At 69.6% G+C, this 19676-nt stretch carries 20 protein-coding genes; 6 read left to right on the top strand and 14 right to left on the bottom strand.

Annotated elements, in window-relative coordinates; genetic code table 11:
• The first annotated feature begins 21 nt into the window (after window positions 1-21).
• The 3 genes from iolE (at window position 22) to QZM15_RS15485 (ending at window position 2427) form a co-directional block, all read left to right on the top strand.
• The gene (gene iolE, locus QZM15_RS15495; protein WP_302106696.1) at window positions 22-951 is read left to right on the top strand and encodes a myo-inosose-2 dehydratase; all 930 of its coding nucleotides are present in this window, start codon (window positions 22-24) and stop codon (window positions 949-951) included.
• Window positions 952-1007: 56 nt separating this feature from the next.
• Window positions 1008-1826, top strand: a complete 819-nt coding sequence (iolB, locus tag QZM15_RS15490) for a 5-deoxy-glucuronate isomerase (RefSeq protein ID WP_059575895.1) — start codon at window positions 1008-1010, stop codon at window positions 1824-1826.
• Between the two features lie 106 nt (window positions 1827-1932).
• A complete protein-coding gene (locus QZM15_RS15485) occupies window positions 1933-2427 on the top strand; it encodes a heme-degrading domain-containing protein (RefSeq protein WP_059575896.1) in 495 nt (164 codons plus the stop codon).
• Between the two features lie 22 nt (window positions 2428-2449).
• Here QZM15_RS15485 and QZM15_RS15480 read toward each other — a convergent pair whose 3' ends face one another.
• The 8 genes from QZM15_RS15480 to QZM15_RS15445 form a co-directional block, all read right to left on the bottom strand.
• On the bottom strand, window positions 2450-3196 hold the full coding sequence (locus QZM15_RS15480; RefSeq protein WP_059575924.1) for a glucose 1-dehydrogenase: 747 nt from the start codon (window positions 3194-3196) through the stop codon (window positions 2450-2452).
• Window positions 3197-3396: 200 nt separating this feature from the next.
• A complete protein-coding gene (locus QZM15_RS15475; protein ID WP_302106695.1) occupies window positions 3397-4101 on the bottom strand; it encodes an ABC transporter ATP-binding protein in 705 nt (234 codons plus the stop codon).
• Window positions 4098-4850, bottom strand: a complete 753-nt coding sequence (locus tag QZM15_RS15470; protein ID WP_302106694.1) for an ABC transporter ATP-binding protein — start codon at window positions 4848-4850, stop codon at window positions 4098-4100. The genes QZM15_RS15475 and QZM15_RS15470 overlap by 4 nt, the downstream gene beginning before the upstream one ends.
• Entirely contained in the window at window positions 4847-6076 is a 1230-nt protein-coding gene (locus tag QZM15_RS15465) for a branched-chain amino acid ABC transporter permease (protein ID WP_302106693.1), read from the bottom strand. The genes QZM15_RS15470 and QZM15_RS15465 overlap by 4 nt, the downstream gene beginning before the upstream one ends.
• Entirely contained in the window at window positions 6069-7004 is a 936-nt protein-coding gene (locus QZM15_RS15460) for a branched-chain amino acid ABC transporter permease (protein ID WP_059640622.1), read from the bottom strand. The genes QZM15_RS15465 and QZM15_RS15460 overlap by 8 nt, the downstream gene beginning before the upstream one ends.
• A 9-nt stretch (window positions 7005-7013) precedes the next feature.
• A complete protein-coding gene (locus QZM15_RS15455; RefSeq protein ID WP_027787751.1) occupies window positions 7014-7451 on the bottom strand; it encodes a thioesterase family protein in 438 nt (145 codons plus the stop codon).
• 166 nt (window positions 7452-7617) lie between these two features.
• The gene (locus QZM15_RS15450) at window positions 7618-8154 is read right to left on the bottom strand and encodes an NUDIX domain-containing protein (protein WP_059575932.1); all 537 of its coding nucleotides are present in this window, start codon (window positions 8152-8154) and stop codon (window positions 7618-7620) included.
• A 121-nt stretch (window positions 8155-8275) separates the two neighbouring features.
• Window positions 8276-9547, bottom strand: coding sequence for a YbfB/YjiJ family MFS transporter (locus tag QZM15_RS15445; RefSeq protein ID WP_302106692.1), 1272 nt, complete (start codon window positions 9545-9547; stop codon window positions 8276-8278).
• A 122-nt stretch (window positions 9548-9669) separates the two neighbouring features.
• Between QZM15_RS15445 and QZM15_RS15440 the strand changes: the two genes are divergently transcribed.
• On the top strand, window positions 9670-10584 hold the full coding sequence (locus tag QZM15_RS15440) for a LysR family transcriptional regulator (protein WP_302106691.1): 915 nt from the start codon (window positions 9670-9672) through the stop codon (window positions 10582-10584).
• Window positions 10585-10723: 139 nt separating this feature from the next.
• On the opposite strand, the gene alaS is transcribed toward QZM15_RS15440, so the two are convergent.
• Window positions 10724-13348, bottom strand: coding sequence for an alanine--tRNA ligase (gene alaS, locus QZM15_RS15435; RefSeq protein ID WP_059640613.1), 2625 nt, complete (start codon window positions 13346-13348; stop codon window positions 10724-10726).
• Between the two features lie 282 nt (window positions 13349-13630).
• Between alaS and QZM15_RS15430 the strand changes: the two genes are divergently transcribed.
• Window positions 13631-14851 (top strand): CaiB/BaiF CoA-transferase family protein, encoded by a 1221-nt coding sequence (locus QZM15_RS15430; RefSeq protein ID WP_302106690.1) that lies wholly within the window; start codon window positions 13631-13633, stop codon window positions 14849-14851.
• 42 nt (window positions 14852-14893) lie between these two features.
• On the opposite strand, the gene QZM15_RS15425 is transcribed toward QZM15_RS15430, so the two are convergent.
• The 3 genes from QZM15_RS15425 to QZM15_RS15415 form a co-directional block, all read right to left on the bottom strand.
• A complete protein-coding gene (locus tag QZM15_RS15425; RefSeq protein WP_302106689.1) occupies window positions 14894-15472 on the bottom strand; it encodes a hypothetical protein in 579 nt (192 codons plus the stop codon).
• 288 nt (window positions 15473-15760) lie between these two features.
• Window positions 15761-16315, bottom strand: coding sequence for an alpha/beta hydrolase (locus tag QZM15_RS15420; protein WP_302106688.1), 555 nt, complete (start codon window positions 16313-16315; stop codon window positions 15761-15763).
• Between the two features lie 191 nt (window positions 16316-16506).
• Entirely contained in the window at window positions 16507-16716 is a 210-nt protein-coding gene (locus tag QZM15_RS15415) for an ornithine acetyltransferase (protein ID WP_006497729.1), read from the bottom strand.
• A gap of 255 nt (window positions 16717-16971) precedes the next feature.
• Between QZM15_RS15415 and QZM15_RS15410 the strand changes: the two genes are divergently transcribed.
• Complete coding sequence (locus QZM15_RS15410) at window positions 16972-18681, top strand: glutamine--tRNA ligase/YqeY domain fusion protein (protein ID WP_059575944.1); 1710 nt, start codon at window positions 16972-16974, stop codon at window positions 18679-18681.
• A 117-nt stretch (window positions 18682-18798) separates the two neighbouring features.
• On the opposite strand, the gene QZM15_RS15405 is transcribed toward QZM15_RS15410, so the two are convergent.
• A complete protein-coding gene (locus tag QZM15_RS15405) occupies window positions 18799-19272 on the bottom strand; it encodes an NUDIX hydrolase (protein WP_302106779.1) in 474 nt (157 codons plus the stop codon).
• 8 nt (window positions 19273-19280) lie between these two features.
• On the bottom strand, window positions 19281-19667 hold the full coding sequence (locus QZM15_RS15400) for a hypothetical protein (protein WP_059575947.1): 387 nt from the start codon (window positions 19665-19667) through the stop codon (window positions 19281-19283).
• Between the last annotated feature and the right edge of the window lie 9 nt (window positions 19668-19676).

The raw sequence follows: 19676 nt of genomic DNA, 5'->3' as shown, positions 1-19676 counted from the left end.
TTCGAACCAAGGAAGCACGTCATGAGCTGGAACGTCCGCATCGGTATCAATCCCCTGTCGTGGATGAACGACGACCTGCCGTCGCTCGGCGGCGAGACGCCGCTCGAAACGGCGCTGAAGGAAGGCGCCGAGATCGGCTATGCGGGCTTCGAGCTCGGCAACAAGTTTCCGAAGACGGGCCCCGAACTGAAGGCGAAGCTCGCCGAATTCGGGCTCGTGTGCGTGTCGGGCTGGTATTCGGGCTTCCTCGCGGAAGTCGCGCCGGGCATGACGGACGCCGATGCGGTGGCGGCGGAGATCGAGCGCTGCCGCGCGCACATGACGAAGCTGCAATTCAACGACGTGAAGGTCGTCGTGTACGGCGAATGCGCGGGCACGATCCAGGGCAGCATCGACACGCCGGTCGCGAAGCGGCCGCGTTTCGTCGACGACGAAGCGTGGCGGCGCTATGCGGCGCGCCTCGACGCATTCGGCGCGCACCTGCTCGACACGTACGGCATCAAGCTCGCCTACCATCACCACATGGGCGCGTACGTCGAATCGCCGGCCGACGTCGACCGGCTGATGGCGCTGACCGATCCGGCGAAGGTGTTCCTGCTGTTCGACACCGGCCATGCGTATTTCGGCGGCGCGGCCGACCCGGTGGCGCTGCTGAAGAAGCACGTAACGCGCGTGGCCCACGTGCATTGCAAGGACGTGCGGCCGCAAGTCGTCACCCAGGCGCGCAACGACGGCTGGAGCTTCCTGAACGGCGTGATCAACGGCACCTTCACGGTGCCGGGCGACGGCGCGCTCGATTACGACGCGACGCTGCGCACGCTGAAGGACGCCGGCTACGAAGGCTGGCTCGTCGTCGAGGCCGAGCAGGATCCGGCCGTCGCGCCGAGCTATGCGTATGCGAAGAAGGGCTACGACTCGCTGCGCGCGATCGTCGACCGGTTGAGCGCTTGAGCACGCGCGCAAGCGCCTGGGCGGTCGCGCCCCACCCTATTGCGGAGACCCATCTCATGACGATTTCTCCCCTCCTGGTCAAGGCATCCGCCGACCGCGAAATCTGCAACGTCACGCCCGAATCGGCCGGCTGGAAACACGTCGGCTTTCGCGCGCTGCGCCTGAAGGCCGGCGACACCGAAACGCTCGACACCGGCACGCGCGAACTGTGCGTCGTCGTGCTGACGGGCACGGTGCGCGCCGAAGTCGACGGCGAAACCCACGACGCGCTCGGCAGGCGCGACAGCGTGTTCGAGGACGTGTCGCCGGACGCGCTGTACGTGCCGGGCGGCAAGACGGTGACGCTGGTCGCGACGCGCGATGCGGAAGTCGCGCTGTGCACCGCGCCGTACGCGAGCGGCGACAAGCGCGTGCTGCGCCTCGACGGCGAGCGGATGCGCCGCTCGGTGCGCGGGCAAGGCACCAACACGCGCTACGTATGCGACATCCTGATGGGCGACAACCCGGCCGCCGACCGGCTGCTCGTCGTCGAAGTCGTCACGCCGGCCAGCCATTCGAGCAGCTATCCGCCGCACAAGCACGACCGCGACGCCGCGCCCGACGAAACCTCGCTCGAGGAAACCTACTATCACCGGATCGATCCGCCGCAGGGTTTCGCGTTCCAGCGCGTGTACACGGACGACCGCAGCCTCGACGAAGCCTGCGCGGTCGAGAATCACGACGTCGTGATGGTGCCGCGCGGCTATCACCCGGTGGTGGCGCCTCACGGCTACAACCTGTACTACCTGAACGTGATGGCGGGCCCAAGCCGTGCGTGGGCGTTCAAGAACGATCCCGCGCACGAGTGGATGCTGGACGCGGCGCCCCATCGTTGAAGCACTGAAACGCCGAAGCACCGAACGGAAGACGGGCCCGCGCGCGGCCCGTGACGATGCAACGCCCGGCACGCGCGTGCAGCGCCGGCAATGCGACGGAGCCGCCATGGTGACGCCCCCCTTTCGCCTCGAACCCCACGCCTTCGACGACGATGCGTCGAACCCGGCGCTGCCGCACTTCAATGCAGCCGTCGCGCGCCGCATCGGAGAAATCGCGGTCAACCTCGCGACGCGACGCGGGCTGCCGATTGCGGTCGGCATCGTCGGCGGGCACGCGCCGCTGTTCTATTGCGCGCTCGATGGCAGCGACGCGCGCGACGGCGATGCGATCCGCCGCCGGCAGAACACGGTGCTGCGTTTCGGCCAGAGTTCGCTCGCGGTCGGCGCGTGCTTTCGGCGTGCCGGCTGGTCGCTGCGCTCGCAAGGCCTGTCGGACGACGATTACGCGCTCGACGGCGGCGGCGTGCCGTTGCGGCTCGCCGGCGCCGGCATCGTCGGCGCGATGACGATCGCGGGGCTCGGCTCCGAAGACAATCACGCGCTCGTCGTCGAATGCTTGCGGTGGCACGTCGGCGCGACCGCGCTGGCGATGAGCGCATAGCGGCGCGCGCCGACCTGGCGCGTCAGCGCAGCCCGCCGCTCGCGACGAGGCGCTCGCCGGTCAGCCAGCGTGCATCGTCCGACGCGAGGAACACGGCGACCGACGCGATGTCGTTCGGCTCGCCGAGGCGGCCGAGCGGCGTCTGGCCGAGCACTTGCGTTTCAAGCTCGGAGCCGATGATGCCCGCGCTGTGCGTGCCCTCGGTCACGACCATCCCCGGGTTGATCGCGTTCACGCGGATCTTGCGCGGCGCGAGCTCGAGCGCGAGCACGCCGGTGATCGCGTCGACCGCGCCCTTCGTGCCGCTGTATACGGCGCTGGCCGGCGGCGTGATGCTGGTCACGACCGAGCTGATGTTGATGATGCTCGCGCCTTCGCCGAGATGCTTGGCGGCCGCCTGCGTCGTCAGCAGTACGCCGAACACGTTCGTGTCGAACTGCCGGCGATAGTGTTCTTCGGTGATCGCTTCGATCGGCGCGAATTCGTACACGCCGGAATTGTTGACGACCACGTCGAGACGGCCATACGTGTCGATCGCGGTATCGACGATGCGTTGCACGTCGGCGGCCTTCGACACGTCGCCGCCGACCGCGACCGCGCGGCCGCCCGCTTCGGTGATCGCGCTCACGACCGCATCCGCGCCCGCCTTGCTGCTCGCGTAGTTGACGACGACCGCCGCGCCTGCGTCGGCCAGTGCCTTCGCGATGGCCGCGCCGATGCCCTTCGATGCGCCCGTGACGATCGCGACCTTGCCTGCCAGCTTGCTCATGATTTCATTCCTCAGTCAGAAGACCTTCGATGGATGGCGCCGGTCGCCGCGACGATGCGTCGATGCATCGATGCATCGATGCATCGATGCGTTGCGATGGCGACCGGCCTGACTGGCAATTTACGTTGCCGCACCGCAGCGATAAAGCGGCTCGACGCGAATTGACTGGCGGAGTTTGCCGAACAATCGACCGGGCGCCGTCAGCCCGCGCTCAGCCATGCGTGGGCGACCTCGCCGTCCAGCCCGTCGAGCGCGCCGTCGTAGACGATCCGTCCCCGCCCCATCACCGCGACGCGCCGCGCGAGCCGCGGTGCGAGCTGCAGCCGCTGCTCGATCAGCACGATCGCGACGCCGTTGGCCTGCAGCGCGGCGAGGCACGCGCCGATCTCGTCGACCGCGAGCGGCGCGAGCCCTTCGGCCGGTTCGTCGACGATCAGCACGCGCGGGCGGCCGGCAAGCGCGCGCACCAGCGCGAGCACCTGCTGCTCGCCGCCCGACAGCCGCCCGGCTTTCACGTCCGCGCGCGCGGCCAGCAGCGGAAAACGCTCGAACAGGCGGTCGAGCGCCGTGCGTTCGGCTGCGCCGCTCGCGCCGCGCAAACCGAGCCGCAGGTTGTCGCGCACGCTCAGCAATGGAAACACGTCGCGGCTTTCGGCAACGTAAGCCACGCCGCGCCGCGCGATCTCGAAGGTGCGCGCCCCCGCGCATTCGGCACCGGCGACGCGCACCGAGCCGGCCGTACGCACGAGCCCCATCACGGACTTCGCGAGCGTCGAGCGACCCGAGCCGTTGCGGCCGAGCAGCGCGAGCGTCTCGCCCGGCGCCAGCGCGAGATCGACGCCGTCGAGCACGGGCTGCATCCCGTACCACGCGCGCAGCCCGCGAATGTCGAGCACGGCGCTCATGTCGCGCCCTCGCCCAGGTACGCGGCACGCACGCGCGCATCGGCGCGGATCGCGTCGGGCGCGCCGGTCGCGACGACCGCGCCGCGCACGAGCACCGTGATGCGCTCGGCGAAACCGAACACCGCGTCCATGTCGTGTTCGATCATCAGCACCGTGCGGCCCTGCGTCGTCGCACGGATCAGCGCGATCATCCGCGCCGCCTGCGCGCGGCTCATGCCGGCCGTCGGCTCGTCGAGCAGCAGCGTCCGCGCGCCGCTCGCGAGCGCGATTCCGAGATCGAGCGCGCGCTGCTCCGCATAGCTCAGTTCGCCGGCCGGCGTGTCGCGCCGCGCGTCGAGGCCGATGTCGTGCAGCACGCGCGCGGCCGCGAGATCGACCGACCCCGATTCGCGCAGCCGGTCCCACCAGCGCCGCCGCTCGGCCGGCGCATGCAGCGCCGCGCAGCGCAGGTTGTCGAATACGCTCAGGCGCGCGAATACGCTCGTCTGCTGGAAACTGCGGCCGATGCCGAGGCGGCTCGCGACGACCGGCCCGCGCCCGCGCAGCTCGACACCGTGCAGCACGACGCGCCCGCGCGTCGGCCGTGTCGCGCCGGCGATCACGCCGAACAGCGTCGACTTGCCCGCGCCGTTCGGCCCGATCAGCGCGTGGCGCTCGCCGGCCGCGATGCTCAGATCGACACCGTCGAGCACGGTCTGCGCGCCGAAGCGCTGCACGACGCCGTGAAGCGCGATCGCGTTGCCGTTCATCGCGCATCCTCCCGCGTGGCGACCGCCGCGCCGTGCACGAGCCGCGCGCGCCAGCTCCACAGCAGCGTGCCGATGCCGGCAGCCGAAACCGCGACGGCCCAGCCGATCGGCGTATCGGCGTCGATGCGCCATGCGCCGAACGCGAGGCGCGCGCCGTCGTCCTGCGCGAAGCGCCATGCATAACCGAGCTCGGCCGCGCAGACGATCGCAACGCTCCAGAGCGCGCACGCGGCGACGCCGCACAGCGCGCGCCACCGCTCGACTGCCGGCGCGCCGCGCCGCAGCACTCGCGCGAGCGCCTGTGCAACGCCCGCGATCCCGCCCGGCGCGGCCACGACGATCGCGACGAACAGCAGGCCGAGATACAGCGCCCACGCGCGCGACACGCCGGCGACGCCGATACTCAGCGCGGTCAGCACGGCCGCGCCGGCCGCCGGCCCGAAGAAAGCGCCGGTGCCGCCGATCACCGCGGCGATCAGCACGGTCGCCGAGCGCGCCATCGACACGCTGTCGGGCGTCGCGATCTCGACGTCGATCAGCGTCAGCGTGCCGGCGATACCCGCGAAGAACGATGCGCAGACAACCATCGCGAGCCGCACGCGACGCGGATCGGTGCCGAGCGCCGCGACGCGCGCCGGGTTGTCGCGCACCGCGTTCGCGAGCCGTGCGAGCGGCGTGCGCGTGAGCGCATGCATCGCCCACGCCGACACGATGCACCACGCGGCGATCACCGCATACGCGTGCGCCGGCGCGCCGAAATACCCGTTGCCCCACGGCGCGCCGCCCGCACGGTCGATCGGCACGCCGCCGATCCCGCCGAACCACGCGGGCACGCTCCATGCGGCCGCCGCGACGCATTCGCCGAGCCCGAGCGTGATCATCGCGAACGCGGTGCCGGAACGGCGCGTCGCCAGCAGCCCGGCGACGCACCCAAAGCCCGCGCCGGCCACGCCGCCGACGAGCGGCAACAGCGGCAGCGGGCCGCCGACGCGATTGAACCAGTGCGCGGCCGCGAACGCGCCGAGGCCCGCGAATGCCGCATGCCCGAACGACAGCAGCCCGGTCGTGCCGAGCTGCAGGTTGTACGACAGCGCGAGCACGACGAGCGCGGCCGTCTGCGCGAGATAGCCGAGCACCGCGCCGTGCGGCCACAGCCACGCGGGCAGCGCGAAGCAGGCGGCGAACAGCGCCCAGCGCGCGCATCCGGCCACTGCGCGGCTACGCATCGGCACGCTCGCCGAACAACCCGCGCGGCCGCGCGACCAGTACCGCGACGAGCAGCAGGTACGGCACGAGCGGCGCCAGTTGCGCGATCGACACGGCGGCCACGCTGTCGGGCAGTGCGAGGCCCGTCCATTGCGCGAGGTCGCGCAGCGACGTGTCGCTCGCGGCCGCGAAGGTCTGCGCGAAGCCGACCGCGAGCGACGCGACGAACGCGCCGCCGAGCGAGCCGAGCCCGCCGATCACGACGATCGCGAACACGACCGACCCGACGGTCTCGGCCAGCGCCGGTTCGATCACCGCGAGCGGCGCGCCGATCACGCCGGCCAGCGCCGCGAGCGCGGTGCCCGCGCCGAACAGCGCCGTCATCACGCGCGGCACGTCGTAGCCGAGCGCCTCGACCGCGGCACGATGCGTGAGCGCCGCGCGCACGACGAGCCCGAGGCGCGACGCGCGCAGCAACACGCCGAGCGCGATCAGCATCGTCGCGGACATCGCCATCATGAACAGCCGGTAACGCGGCAGCGCGAGGCCGAACACGCTCGCGGGCGCGCCGTCGAACAGCGGCGGCACGGGCGCCGGCAGCGGCGCGAGGCCCCACGCGAGTTTCGCGCCCTCGCCGATCAGGTACGCGAGCCCGAAGGTCAGCAGCAGTTCGCTCGTATGGCCGCGCGCCTGCACGCGGCGCAGCAGCACGCGCTCGCAGCCGGCGCCGAGCAGCCCGACCGCCAGCGGCGCCAGCACGAGCGCGGGCCAGAAGCCCGCATGGGCCGCGATGCCGTAGCCGACGTACGCACCGAGCATGTAGAAGCTCGCATGCGCGAAGTTGAGTACGCCCTGCACGCTGAAGATCAACGTGAGGCCGGCCGACAGCATGAACAGCAGCAAGCCGTAGCTGAGGCCGTTGAAGGCCTGGAGCGCGAACGCGTGCACCGCGCGTCGTCAGGCGGCGAGCGGTTCGAGCGCGGCGCGCAGCGCGTCGGGCAGCGGCACCGGGCGGCGCGTGCCGCGATCGACGTACACGTGCACGAAATGCCCCTGCGCGGCGGGCGACGCATCGCCTTGCGCGAACAGCCCGACTTCGTAGCGCACGCTCGACGTGCCGAGCTTCACGACGCGCAGGCCCGCATCGACCGATTGCGGGAACACGAGCGGCGCGAAATAGTTGCACTGCGTCTCGACGACCAGGCCGATCGTCTGCCCGTGCTCGACGTCGAGTACGCCCGCGCGGATCAGGTACTCGTTCACGACGGTGTCGAAGTAGCTGTAGTAGACGACGTTGTTCACGTGCCCGTAGACGTCGTTGTCCATCCAGCGGGTCGTGATCGGCAGGAAGTGGCGATAGGCGTCGCGCGGACGGGGCTGCGGCTTGTCGGACATGGCGATGGCGCTCAGGACGATGGAAGCGAAGGGAACGATGCGGACGATGGGGACGACTGGAACGACACGCGGCGGCCGAAGCACGCGGCGCGCCGGCCAGCAACGCAGCGCCGCGTCGCGATCGCACGCGGCACGGCGAACGGCGCGCTGCGGGCAGGCCGGCCCGTCACTGCCCCGGCCGGTCGACGAATTCGAAATCGAGGCCGCGCGCGCGCATCCAGTCGGCGAGCGCGACGCCCGTGCCGGCGCGCCACGGGCGCAGCAGCGGCGGATCGACGAGCTTGTATTCGAGCAGTTCAGGCGACAGCGATACCGTGCCCGACGCCCGCACGTGGTACGCGATGATCAGCTCGTTCTTGCGGATGAATTCGTACACGCCGACGAGCGATACCTGCTCGGCCTTCAGCGCGGTTTCCTCGAACACCTCGCGCGCGATGCCGTCCTCGGGCGTCTCGCCGTTTTCGAGGAAGCCGGTGATCAGCGCGAACATCCCCTCGGGCCACGCCGCGTTGCGCGCGAGCAGGATCTTGCCGTCGAGTTCGACGATCGCGGCGACGACCGGCAGCGGGTTGTTCCAGTGCACGTAGCCGCAGGTATCGTCGGGGCAGGCTTGGCGAATGCGGCCGCCTTCGTGGTCGGGATCGGCCCGCTCGGTCAGCGGGCTCGCGCAGCGCGGGCAAAAACGGTAGTCGGCGGTGGTCATCGATGGGGCATGGCGAGCGCCGGACGGTAGCCTGCAGGCCGCGTCGGGCACCCGCTCGGCGCGGGAAAGGCTTCATTCTAGCGAGTTTGCCCGCGCCGGATACGATCCGGCCCCGCTGGCGTCAGGATGACCGGCGCCCACGTGCGGCGGTCGCCGCGAAACCGGCCGCACCCGCCAGCAGCGCGGCCGCCGCGACCCACAGCGCGGGCGTAAACGACCCGAAGCGCGCGGCCAGCGGCGCCGCGACGAGCGGCCCGAGTATCTGCCCGACGCCATACGACGCGGTCGCGTAGCCCATCAGTCCGGCCGCGCGCTCGCCGTGCAGGCGCCGCGCCTCGCGCATCGCGAACAGCGTGATCGCGGTGAACGGCAGGCCGAGCAGCGCGCTGCCGATCGAGAAACCGGCCGCGTTCGGCCACACGATCCCAGCCGCAATGCCGAGCGCCTGCGTCGCGCAGCCGGCCGCCAGCAGCAGCCGGTTGTCCCAGTGCCCGGGCAGCCGCGCGGCGGTGATCGCGCCGACGATCAGCGCCGCGCCGAACATCGGCCAGAACAGGTCGGGCCACGGCGAGCCGGCCGGCAGCGCGGCGCGCGCGATCACCGGCAGGAACGTCGCGGTGATGATGTAGCCGAAGCCCGGCGCGCCGTACAGCACGACGAGCCACGCGGCGTCCGCGCGACCGCTTCGCGTGCCGGCCGGCGCCGCCGGGGCGCCGGGTGCGCCAGGCGCCGCATGTGGCGCGGCGGCCGGCGGCATGGCCTGCGCGCGCGGGGCCGCGGTCGAAGCCGGCGCCGCACCGAACGTGCGCCAGATCGCGACCGACAGCACGGCCGACAACGCCGCGAAGCCCAGCCAGCCCACCGCCGCGCGCGGGCCGGCCAGCGCACTGCCGATCAGCCCGGTCGCCACGATGCCGACGCCCGGCCCCGCGTAGATCACCCCGCTCCATTCCGGCGCATGCAGTTCGGCCAGGCGCCGCAGCCCCCATTGCGACATGAACACGAACGTCCACGCGCTGACGACGCCCGCGACGAAGCGCACGACGAGCCACGCCGGCAACCCGTGGCCGACGCCCATCGCGGCGGTCAGCAGCACGGTCGCCGCGAGCCCGAAGCGCACCATCCGCGCGGGCGCGATGCGCAGCGCCGCGCAACTGACCGCGCCGGCAAAGTAGCCCGCGTAGTTCGCCGACGCGAGCCAGCTGCCAGCCTTCAGCCCGATCGAACCGTCCGCGAGCATCAGCGGCAACAGCGGCGTGAACGCGAAACGGCCGACACCGAGCACGACGGCCAGGCCGACCATGCAGGCGAGCGCGGCCGCGCGGGCGCGGCGGTCGGCCTGGTCGGACGAAAACGCGCGGGCGGCGGCGGTCGAAGCATCGAAGCGGGACATGGCGGCATGGGCCGGCACGTCGCGCGCCGGCCGATCGGAAATCGGAATGGATCCATCCTAGCTTGACCAAACGTTCTCGAAAAATGAATAATTGAGAATCGACTCATCCTTTGGAGAGAATCATGGACCTGTCGGCGCTGGCGATCTTCCGGGCGGTCGTGCGCGAGAACGGCGTGACGCGCGCGGCGGCCAAGCTCAATCGCGTGCAGTCGAACGTCACGACACGCATCAAGCAGCTGGAGGAGGAACTCGGCGCGGCGCTGTTCGTGCGCGACGGCCGCCGGCTCGTGCTGACGCCGGCCGGGCATACGCTGCTGCCGTATGCGGAGCGCCTGCTCGCGCTCGCCGACGAGGCGCGCGACGCGGTGCGCGAGGACACGCCGCGCGGGCGGCTGCGGCTCGGCACGATGGAAAGCACGGCCGCGAGCCGGCTGCCGGCCATCCTCGCGCGCTACCACCACGCATGGCCCGACGTGTCGCTCGAACTGGGGACGGGCACGACGGGGTGCCTGATCGACCGCGTGCGCGACTTCGAGATCGACGCCGCGCTGTTCGCGCGCCCGCCCGAGCCGGACACGCTGCCCGACACGTTCGAGACGGCGCCGATCTTCCGTGAGGATCTCGTGCTGCTCACGCCGCGCGGCCATCCGCCGGTGCGTACGCCGCGCGACGTGATCCTGCCGACGCTGATCGCGTTCGAGCGCGGCTGCGCGTATCGCAAGTACGTCGAGCAGTGGTATGCGGCGCACGGCGTGAAGCCGGCGCGCGTGCTCGAGCTCGGCTCGTATCACGCGATCGTCGCGTGCGTCGCGGCCGGCGCGGGCATCGCGGTCGCGCCGCGTTCGGTGCTCGATCTGCAACCCGAGACGGGCAACATCGCCGCGCACACGATTCCCGAACTCGAAGGCATCGACACGCTGCTCGGGTGGCGGCGCGGTCATGCGTCGGCGGCGCTCGCCGCGCTGCGCGATGCGCTCACCGACGCCGCGCGGCAGCCCGGCGACGTGGCGCAGCCGAGCCCGACCGTGCCGGCGTGACCCGTGCGCCCGCGCGCCGCCCCGAGCGACGCGCATGGGCCGCGCAAACAAAACGACCCGACCGGCATCTGCCGATCGGGTCGTTTTTCGATTCACGCGATGCCGTCATTGCGGCCGCATCGCGTCGGTCGTGCAACGGTCAGAGCCGTTCTTCGACCCAGCCCTTCACGCCGGCCAGCGCGCCCGGCAGGTTCGCCGGCTCGGTGCCGCCCGCCTGCGCCATGTCCGGACGGCCGCCGCCCTTGCCGCCCACTTGCTGCGCGACGAAGTTCACGAGCTCGCCGGCCTTGACCTTCTTGCTCGCGTCCGGCGTGACGCCCGCGATCAGGCTGACCTTGCCGCCTTCGACGGCCGCCAGCACGATCGCCGCGCTCTTCAGCTTGTCCTTGAGCTTGTCGACCGTTTCGCGCAGGGTCTTCGCATCGGCGCCGTCGAGCGTCGCGGCCAGCACGTACACGCCGCCGATTTCGACGGCCTGCTGCGCGAGCTCGTCGCCCTGGCTCGACGCGAGCTTCGACTTCAGCGCGCCCAGCTCCTTCTCGAGCGACTTCACCTGCTCCTGCACCTGCGCGATGCGCTGCGTGAGTTCCGACGGCTGCGCCTTCAGCGCCGCTGCCGCTTCGTTCACGCGCGCGTCGAGTTCCTGCACGTAGCGCACCGCGTTGTCGCCGGTGATCGCCTCGACGCGGCGGATGCCGGCCGCGACGCCGCCTTCCATCACGATCTTGAACAGGCCGATGTCGCCGGTGCGGTGCACGTGCGTGCCGCCGCACAGTTCGCGCGAGAAGCCGAGATCGAGCACGCGCACTTCATCGCCGTACTTCTCGCCGAACAGCGCCATCGCGCCGCCCTTCACCGCTTCGTCGTACGGCATCACGCGCACGATGCCCGGCGCGTTGGCCAGGATCTCGTCGTTGACGATCTGCTCGACGCGACGGATTTCGTCGTCGGTCATCGGTGCGTTGTGCGCGAAGTCGAAACGGGTCTTTTCCGCGTCGACGAGCGAACCCTTCTGCTGCACGTGCGCGCCGAGCACTTCGCGCAGCGCCTTGTGCATCAGGTGGGTGGCCGAGTGGTTGCGCTGCGTGCGCGCGCGGCGATGCGCGTCGATTTCCGCGCGCAGCACGTCGCCGACCTTGAGCGTGCCCTGCTCCAGCGTGCCATGATGGCCGATCACGTCGGCCTGCACCTTCAGCGTGTCGGCCACCGAGAAGCGCGTCGCGGCGTTCGCGAGCACGCCCTGGTCGCCGACCTGGCCGCCCGATTCCGCGTAGAACGGCGTGTGGTCGAGCACGACGACCGCATCCTGGCCGGCCTTCACTTCGTTGACGGCCGAACCGTCGACGTACAGCGCGACGACCTTCGCGTCGTCGAACGCGATTTCCTCGTAACCGTGGAAGGTGGTCTTCGCGCCCGAGTATTCGAGGCCCTGCGTGGCCTTGAACTTGCCGGCCGCGCGCGCCTGCTCGCGCTGGCGCGCCATCGCGTCGTCGAATGCCGGCTCGTCGACCGTCATCCCGCGCTCGCGGCACACGTCGGCCGTCAGGTCCAGCGGGAAGCCGTAGGTGTCGTGCAGCTTGAATGCGAGCTCGCCGTCGAGCACCTTGCCGCCCTTCGCGTCGACGTCGGCGAGCGCGGCTTCGAGGATCGACATGCCGTGCTCGATCGTCTCGAAGAAGCGCTCTTCTTCCTGACGCAGCACGTCGGTCACGCGCTGCTCGGCTTCCTTCAGCTCCGGATACGCGGTGCCCATCTCGGCGACGAGATCGGCCACCAGCTTGTGGAAGAACGCGCCCTTGCGGCCGAGTTTGTAGCCGTGTCGGATCGCGCGGCGCACGATCCGGCGCAGCACGTAGCCGCGGCCTTCGTTGCCGGGAATCACGCCGTCGACGATCAGGAACGAGCACGCGCGGATGTGATCGGCGATCACCTTCAGCGAGTTGTTCGTGAGGTCGCCGACCTCGGTCACGCGCGCGGCGGCCTTGATCAGGTTCTGGAACAGGTCGATCTCGTAGTTGCTGTGCACGTGCTGCAGCACCGCGGCGAGACGCTCGAGGCCCATGCCGGTGTCGACCGACTGCTTCGGCAGGCGCGTCATGTTGCCCTGCGCGTCGCGGTTGAACTGCATGAACACGAGGTTCCAGATCTCGATGTAGCGGTCGCCGTCTTCTTCGGGCGACCCCGGCGGCCCGCCCCACACGTCCGGGCCGTGGTCGTAGAAGATTTCCGTGCACGGGCCGCACGGGCCGGTGTCGCCCATCGTCCAGAAGTTGTCAGACGCGTAGCGCGCACCCTTGTTGTCGCCGATCCGGATGATCCGCTCGGTCGGCACGCCGACTTCCTTCGCCCAGATGTCGTAGGCTTCGTCGTCTTCCTGGTAGACGGTCACCCACAGCTTGTCCTTCGGCAACTGGTAGACCGTGGTCAGCAGCTCCCACGCGAACTTGATCGCGTCCTGCTTGAAGTAGTCGCCGAACGAGAAGTTGCCGAGCATCTCGAAGAACGTGTGGTGGCGCGCCGTGTAGCCGACGTTCTCGAGGTCGTTGTGCTTGCCGCCCGCGCGCACGCTGCGCTGTGCCGTCGTGGCGCGCGAGTACGGGCGCGGGTCCGTGCCGAGGAAGACGTCCTTGAACTGGACCATGCCCGAGTTCGTGAACATCAGCGTGGGGTCGTTACCGGGCACGAGGCTCGACGAGCGGACGATCGTGTGGCCCTTCGATTCGAAGAATTTGAGGAATTTCTCGCGGATTTCGGCAGCTTTCATGGCGTGCGGGGACAGTCTGGCAAAGACGGCTTCAAACGCCGGCGCTCCAGGCGGGGCGCGCGGCGGCATGGATTCGGAAACGATCGATTATACGGGATCGGGGCCGGCTTCCGGGCAAAGCGCCGGCGAGGCGGCTCGACCCTCCGGACGACCGGTCGGAGCCTGTTCCCGCTGATAACGGGCTCCAGGCCACCCGCGCGGCCGATTCGCCTTAAGATGCTCGGCATGCCAATCGGCCTTGCCCGACAACGCAGGCCCGCCATGAAAGGAGACGATTCGACGATGGGTGCCCTGAGCCATATCCGCGTGCTGGACCTGACCCGCGTGCTCGCGGGCCCGTGGTGCGCGCAGACCCTTGCCGATTTCGGCGCGGACGTGATCAAGGTCGAGCGCCCGGGCGCCGGCGACGACACGCGCCACTGGGGGCCGCCGTACCTGAAGGACGCGGACGGCGCAGATACCGCCGAGGCCGCGTACTACCTCGCGGCGAACCGCAACAAGCGCTCGGTGACGGTCGACATCGCGACGCCGGAAGGCCAGGAGATCGTGCGCGAGCTTGCCGCGCAGAGCGACGTCGTGCTCGAGAACTACAAGGTCGGCCAGTTGAAGAAATACGGGCTCGACTACGACTCGCTGCGGGCGGTGAAGCCCGATCTCGTCTACTGCTCGGTCACCGGCTTCGGCCAGACCGGCCCGTACGCGCATCGCGCCGGCTACGACTTCATCGTGCAGGGGATCGGCGGCTTCATGAGCATCACCGGCGAGCGCGACGGCGAGCCGGGCGGCGGCCCGCAGAAGGCCGGCGTCGCGATCGCCGATCTCGCGACCGGCCTCTATTCGACGATCGCCGTGCTCGCCGCGCTCGCGCACCGCGACCGCACGGGCGAAGGCCAGTACATCGACATGGCGCTGCTCGACGTGCAGGTCGCGCTGCTCGCGAACATGAACACCAACTTCCTCGCGAGCGGCAAGCCGCCGGTGCGCTGGGGCAACGCGCATCCGAACATCGTGCCGTACCAGACGTTCCAGACGAGCGACGGCTGGATCATCGTCGCGGTCGGCAACGACGGGCAATTCCGCAAGTTCGTCGAGGCGGGCGGGCGGCCCGAGCTGGCCGACGACGAACGGTTCGCGACCAATCCGTCGCGCGTGCGCCATCGCGACACGCTGGTGCCGATCCTCGCGGAGATGGTGAAGGCGCGCGACAAGGCCGACTGGATCGGCGCGCTGGAAGCGGCCGGCGTGCCGTGCGGGCCGATCAACGAGCTCGACGAGGTGTTCGACAACGAGCAGGTGGTCGCGCGCGGGATGCAGGTGTCGCTGCCGCATCCGTGCGGCGCGGACGTGAAGCTCGTGCGCAACCCGATCCGGATGAGCGCGACGCCGCCGGACGCGCGCACGGCCCCGCCGCTGCTCGGCGCGCAGACGGAAGCCGTGCTGCGCGACATGCTCGGCTACGACGATGTGCGGATCGCCGCGTTGAAGGCGAAGCAGGCGATCTGAGCGGCGCGGCGGCGGGCCGGAACGGGGGCGCCCGCCGTCCGGTCAGCGCCGGGCCAGCGTATCGCAGCCGCCGGCCAGCGCCGCAAGCGCCGCGCGCGATGGCGAACGCACAACTGCCGCGTAGCCACCGTGCCCGGCCCACAGACCGTCGACGGCGATGGCGACCGCGTCCGAATCCGCCGCGCCCAGGAAGACGACCGGCGGCGGCTCGGACGCAATGCGACCACGGATATCCAGCCGCCCGATCTGCTGCGGAAATCCGCGCGCGAGGTCGGCCGGGTCGAGCTGCCGTTGCGCGACGATCGTCGAAAAGGACTCGAGGTGCGCGGCCAGATCCGCCGACGCCACGCATTGCCGGGGGGCACGCCCATCCGCATAAGTCACCTGCACCGCGAACCGCGCCGCGGGCTGTGAGCGCTGCGCGGTCAGCGTGAGCGCAGCGGTCGTATAGGTCAGCGACATCACTTCGTCGGGCAGCACGCTGAGCAGGTCGGTGCCGGGATCGATCCGTATGGGGCTGTCGGTCCAGTCGGCGAGGCTGCGCCAGCCGAAACCGGCGAGCAGACCGATCAGCATCGCCAGACACGGGATCGCGAATCGCGTTGCCGATGCGATCTTCACGATACCTGCACCGCGGTTCCCATCGGAGCCCAGTCGAACAGTTGCTTCGCGTCGGCCTCGCCTCGAGCCGCTCGACATGGCCCCTCCTTCCAATCGAATTGAACAGGCCGTCACTTTATCGGCCCGGCCGATCAGAAAGTCATGGGGTTGGTCACAACACGCAGTCGGTTGCGCGTCGCGCCCAAGACAATCGTACGCGCAGCAAGGCGCACGTCGCGCCGCGACGCATCGCATGAAATTCGCGCTTGGTTAAAAAATGTGTCCGATTCGGTGAACCACGACCGGCAGTCAGCCCGTCGTCCCGAGCGCCTCGAGCCAGCCGCGCGCTTCCGGCCATTCCCCGAGCCCGCTGTCCGCGTTGATGTGGCCGCGCGGGCCGATGTCGTGAAAGGCGCTGCCCCACGCGTGCGCGCAGCCGCGTGCGAACGCAAGCGACCCGTACGGATCGTCGCTGCTCGCGACGACGCAAGTCGCAAACGGCAGCCGCTCGTGCGGCACCGGGCCGAAGCCGTGCGCGTCGGCCGGAAACGCCGGCCCGGCAGGATCGGGCAGCGCGACCAGCAATGCGCCGCGCACTTTCGCGAGCGCGGCCGGCCGCGCGTAGCGGGTCGCCCACCATGCGGTGGTCAGCGTGCCGAGACTATGGGCGGCGATGAGCACGGGCCCGCGCGCGACTTCGACCGCACGATCGAGCGCGAGACACCAGCCATTGCGGAACGCGTGGTTCCAGTCCGGCATCGCAATCCGCACGAAACGCGGATCGGCGCGCTCCCAACGGCTTTGCCAGTGAAGCGGGCCCGAATTGGCGTAACCCGGCAAGACGAAAACGACGGAGTCGGTCATGGAAGGATTCGTCGACGAATGGAGTCATGTAGTAGCGTCGACGAAGTGTCGCACACCCGCCTCTCCCTGATGGTGCCTGTCAAAATCCGGGGGATGTGCTTGAACTTCGAGCGGGTCGTGACGCGTTCAGGCAGGCGCACGACCGCGGCCGGCGGTCAAGCGCCCGCGTCGCGGGCGCCCGCCGGCGTGAATCAGCGTACGCCGGCGCCGACCAGGCCGCCTGCCGCCGCGCCGGCCACCGTGCCGACCGGGCCGCCCGTGATCAGGTAGCCGAGCGCGCCGCCCGCGGCCGCGCCGATCCCGGCATTGCGCTGCGTATGCGTCATCGCGCATGCGCCGAGTTGCGACAGGGCCGCGACGATCACCGCGGTACGAACGAGAAAAGTGGTCTTCTTCATCATGGTTGTTGGCTTCCTCCCGCCGCGCAAAAAATTGCGACCGGCGGCGTTGAATCGGTAAAGCCATCATAGGAAAAGCCGAACGGCGCGGGCAATCCGATTTACGTCGTGTTACAGCCGACACACACTCGATATATTGCGACACGCAGCGCGACTGGACCGCGGCCGACCGGCGGGCCGCGCGGGAGGGACCCCGGTCAGGTAGAATTACAGGATTAAACCGGCGCGACGCGCCGACACAACCCTGACGCCAACCGCATGAGCACCGAACGCAACGACGCCCCCGCGGCTTCCAATTTCATCCGCAACATCATCGACGACGACAACCGCACCGGCAAATGGGGCGGCCGCGTCGAGACGCGCTTCCCGCCCGAGCCGAACGGCTATCTGCATATCGGTCACGCGAAGAGCATCTGCCTGAACTTCAGCGTCGCGCGCGACTACGGCGGCGTGTGCCACCTGCGCTTCGACGACACGAACCCGGAAAAGGAAAGCGTCGAATACGTCGACTCGATCGTCGACGCGGTGCGCTGGCTCGGCTTCGACTGGCGCAAGGACGCGGTCGATCACCAGTATTTCGCGAGCGACTACTACGACAAGCTGTACGAGTTCGCCGAGCTGCTGATCAAGCGCGGCAAGGCGTACGTCGACAGCCAGAGCGCCGACGAAATGCGCGCGAACCGCGGCTCGCTGACCGAAGGCGGCAAGCCGTCGCCGTTCCGCGAGCGCACGCCGGACGAAAACCTCGACCTGTTCCGCCGGATGAAGGCCGGCGAGTTCAAGGAAGGCGAGCACGTGCTGCGCGCGAAGATCGACATGGCTTCGCCGAACATGAACATGCGCGACCCGGTGATCTACCGGATCCGCTACGCGCACCACTACCGCACCGGCGACGCATGGTGCGTGTATCCGATGTACGACTACACGCACTGCATCTCGGATGCACTCGAAGGCATCACGCATTCGCTGTGCACGCTCGAATTCGAGGATCACCGCCCGCTGTACGACTGGGTGCTGAACGAACTCGCGGAAGCCGGCGTGTTCACGCGCCCGCTGCCGCAGCAGATCGAATTCTCGCGGCTGAACCTCACGTACGCGATCACCAGCAAGCGCAAGCTGCTGCAGCTCGTCACCGAAGGCCACGTCGACGGCTGGGACGACCCGCGCATGCCGACGATCGTCGGCGTGCGCCGCCGCGGCTTCACGCCCGAGAGCATTCACCTGTTCTGCGAGCGGATCGGCGTGACGAAGATCGATTCGTGGATCGACATGAGCGTCTTCGAAGGCGCGCTGCGCGACGACCTCGACGACAAGGCCGCGCGTACAGTCGCGGTGCTCGATCCGCTGAAGCTCGTGATCGACAACTATCCGGAAGACCTCGAGGAAGCCTGCACGGCACCCGTGCATCCGCATCATCCGGACCGCGGCGTGCGCACGTTCCCGATCTCGCGCGAACTGTGGATCGAGCGCGAAGATTTCGTCGAGAACCCGCCGAAGGGCTATTTCCGCCTGTTCCCGGGCAACAAGGTACGCCTGCGCTACGGCTACGTGATCGAATGCACAGGCTTCGACAAGGACGCCGACGGCAACGTGACGGCCGTGCACTGCAACTACTTCCCGGACAGCAAGTCGGGCACCGAAGGCGCGAACAACTACAAGGTCAAGGGCAACATCCACTGGGTCAGCGCGAAGCACGCGCAGCCGGCCGAAGTGCGGATCTACGACCGCCTGTTCAAGGAGCCGCATCCGGACGCGGGCGGCGCGAACTTCCTCGACGCGCTGAACCCCGATTCGAAGAAGATCGTGCAGGCGTACGTCGAGCCGGGCAACGGCGACATCGCGCCGGAAACGCGTGTGCAGTTCGAGCGCCACGGCTACTTCGTTGCAGACCGTGTCGATTCGAAGCCGGGCAAGCCGGTGTTCAACCGGATCGTCGGGCTGCGCGACAGCTGGGGCAAGCCGGCTTGACGGCCTGCTCCGCGCGGCGGCATGCGGATTCGCAAGCCGTCGTTGCCTGATCATGAAAAAACCGGCTCCAGGGCCGGTTTTTTCATGTGAGTCGAAGCGAAACGCGGCAGCGTCCGTTCACGCACCCGACAACCGCCGATGCAGCTCCACCAGCGACAGCTTCGTGCGAAACAGCCGCGCGAGACTGCGGCTCGCATACGCATCGATGTCGCCCGGCACGGTCCAGCGGTACGCATCCATCTCCGGAATCATCGAGCCGTCGCGGCGGCTCGGAAACAGCGACGTACACGTGCAGTGCGCGGGGTCGATCTCGCCTTCGGCCGCCAGCACCGCGAACAGGTGCAGATCCTTGTCGTGCCGGTACGCGAAGCGGCCGAGATCGAGCAGTCGCGCGGCGTCCAGCTCGATGCCGGTTTCCTCCAGCAGTTCGCGCAGCGCGGCGTCGGCCGGCGTCTCGCCCGGCTCGCCCTGCCCCTTCGGGATGTCCCAGTGCGTGGTGTCGGTCGCGTGCGCGAGGAACACGCGGCCGGCCGCATCGAGGATCACGACGCCGCACGACACCGTGCGCGTCGCGCCGCCCCGTTTCGTCACGCGCGTGCTCAGCGCTTCTGCAACTGCCACTTGCCCGCGGCCGTCTTGCAGTAGACGGGCTTGAGCGTCATCGTCTGGCCCTTCGCCGTGATTTCGGTCGCGATTTCGCGGCAGGTCTTGCCGTCCGCCTCGGTCGTGCTCGGCGTGAGCTTCGCGTCGATCTGCGTGCCGCGTCCGCTGCTCTGCCACGTCGTGGTTTCGCCGTCCTTGCCTTCGTCGCGCGCCTGCACGACCGCCTTCGAGAGCGACGCGCGGTCGGCCTTGCTGAAATAGCTGATCGGCGTGTCGTTCAGGAAGTTCAGGTTGTTCTGCGCATGGGCGGGCAGCATCGCGGCTGCGCACGCGGCGCCGGCCAGCACGCGCGTGACGACGGAAAGGGATGCACGCATCGACATGTTTTTCTC

It is taken from the genome of Burkholderia sp. AU44665 (assembly GCF_030504405.1).
Classification (GTDB): domain Bacteria; phylum Pseudomonadota; class Gammaproteobacteria; order Burkholderiales; family Burkholderiaceae; genus Burkholderia; species Burkholderia semiarida.
The sequence above is the reverse complement of the archived record's forward strand: the minus strand, read 5'-3'. Positions and strand labels throughout refer to the sequence as shown.

What these genes read in the sequence shown, in the direction of transcription:
- iolE (WP_302106696.1), top strand. Translation starts at nt 22, where the DNA reads ATGAGCTGGAACGTCCGCATCGGTATCAATCCCCTGTCGTGGATGAAC.
- iolB (WP_059575895.1), top strand. Translation starts at nt 1,008, where the DNA reads ATGACGATTTCTCCCCTCCTGGTCAAGGCATCCGCCGACCGCGAAATC.
- QZM15_RS15485 (WP_059575896.1), top strand. Translation starts at nt 1,933, where the DNA reads ATGGTGACGCCCCCCTTTCGCCTCGAACCCCACGCCTTCGACGACGAT.
- QZM15_RS15480 (WP_059575924.1), bottom strand. Translation starts at nt 3,196, where the DNA reads ATGAGCAAGCTGGCAGGCAAGGTCGCGATCGTCACGGGCGCATCGAAG.
- QZM15_RS15475 (WP_302106695.1), bottom strand. Translation starts at nt 4,101, where the DNA reads ATGAGCGCCGTGCTCGACATTCGCGGGCTGCGCGCGTGGTACGGGATG.
- QZM15_RS15470 (WP_302106694.1), bottom strand. Translation starts at nt 4,850, where the DNA reads ATGAACGGCAACGCGATCGCGCTTCACGGCGTCGTGCAGCGCTTCGGC.
- QZM15_RS15465 (WP_302106693.1), bottom strand. Translation starts at nt 6,076, where the DNA reads ATGCGTAGCCGCGCAGTGGCCGGATGCGCGCGCTGGGCGCTGTTCGCC.
- QZM15_RS15455 (WP_027787751.1), bottom strand. Translation starts at nt 7,451, where the DNA reads ATGTCCGACAAGCCGCAGCCCCGTCCGCGCGACGCCTATCGCCACTTC.
- QZM15_RS15450 (WP_059575932.1), bottom strand. Translation starts at nt 8,154, where the DNA reads ATGACCACCGCCGACTACCGTTTTTGCCCGCGCTGCGCGAGCCCGCTG.
- QZM15_RS15445 (WP_302106692.1), bottom strand. Translation starts at nt 9,547, where the DNA reads ATGTCCCGCTTCGATGCTTCGACCGCCGCCGCCCGCGCGTTTTCGTCC.
- QZM15_RS15440 (WP_302106691.1), top strand. Translation starts at nt 9,670, where the DNA reads ATGGACCTGTCGGCGCTGGCGATCTTCCGGGCGGTCGTGCGCGAGAAC.
- alaS (WP_059640613.1), bottom strand. Translation starts at nt 13,348, where the DNA reads ATGAAAGCTGCCGAAATCCGCGAGAAATTCCTCAAATTCTTCGAATCG.
- QZM15_RS15430 (WP_302106690.1), top strand. Translation starts at nt 13,631, where the DNA reads ATGGGTGCCCTGAGCCATATCCGCGTGCTGGACCTGACCCGCGTGCTC.
- QZM15_RS15420 (WP_302106688.1), bottom strand. Translation starts at nt 16,315, where the DNA reads ATGACCGACTCCGTCGTTTTCGTCTTGCCGGGTTACGCCAATTCGGGC.
- QZM15_RS15415 (WP_006497729.1), bottom strand. Translation starts at nt 16,716, where the DNA reads ATGATGAAGAAGACCACTTTTCTCGTTCGTACCGCGGTGATCGTCGCG.
- QZM15_RS15410 (WP_059575944.1), top strand. Translation starts at nt 16,972, where the DNA reads ATGAGCACCGAACGCAACGACGCCCCCGCGGCTTCCAATTTCATCCGC.
- QZM15_RS15400 (WP_059575947.1), bottom strand. Translation starts at nt 19,667, where the DNA reads ATGTCGATGCGTGCATCCCTTTCCGTCGTCACGCGCGTGCTGGCCGGC.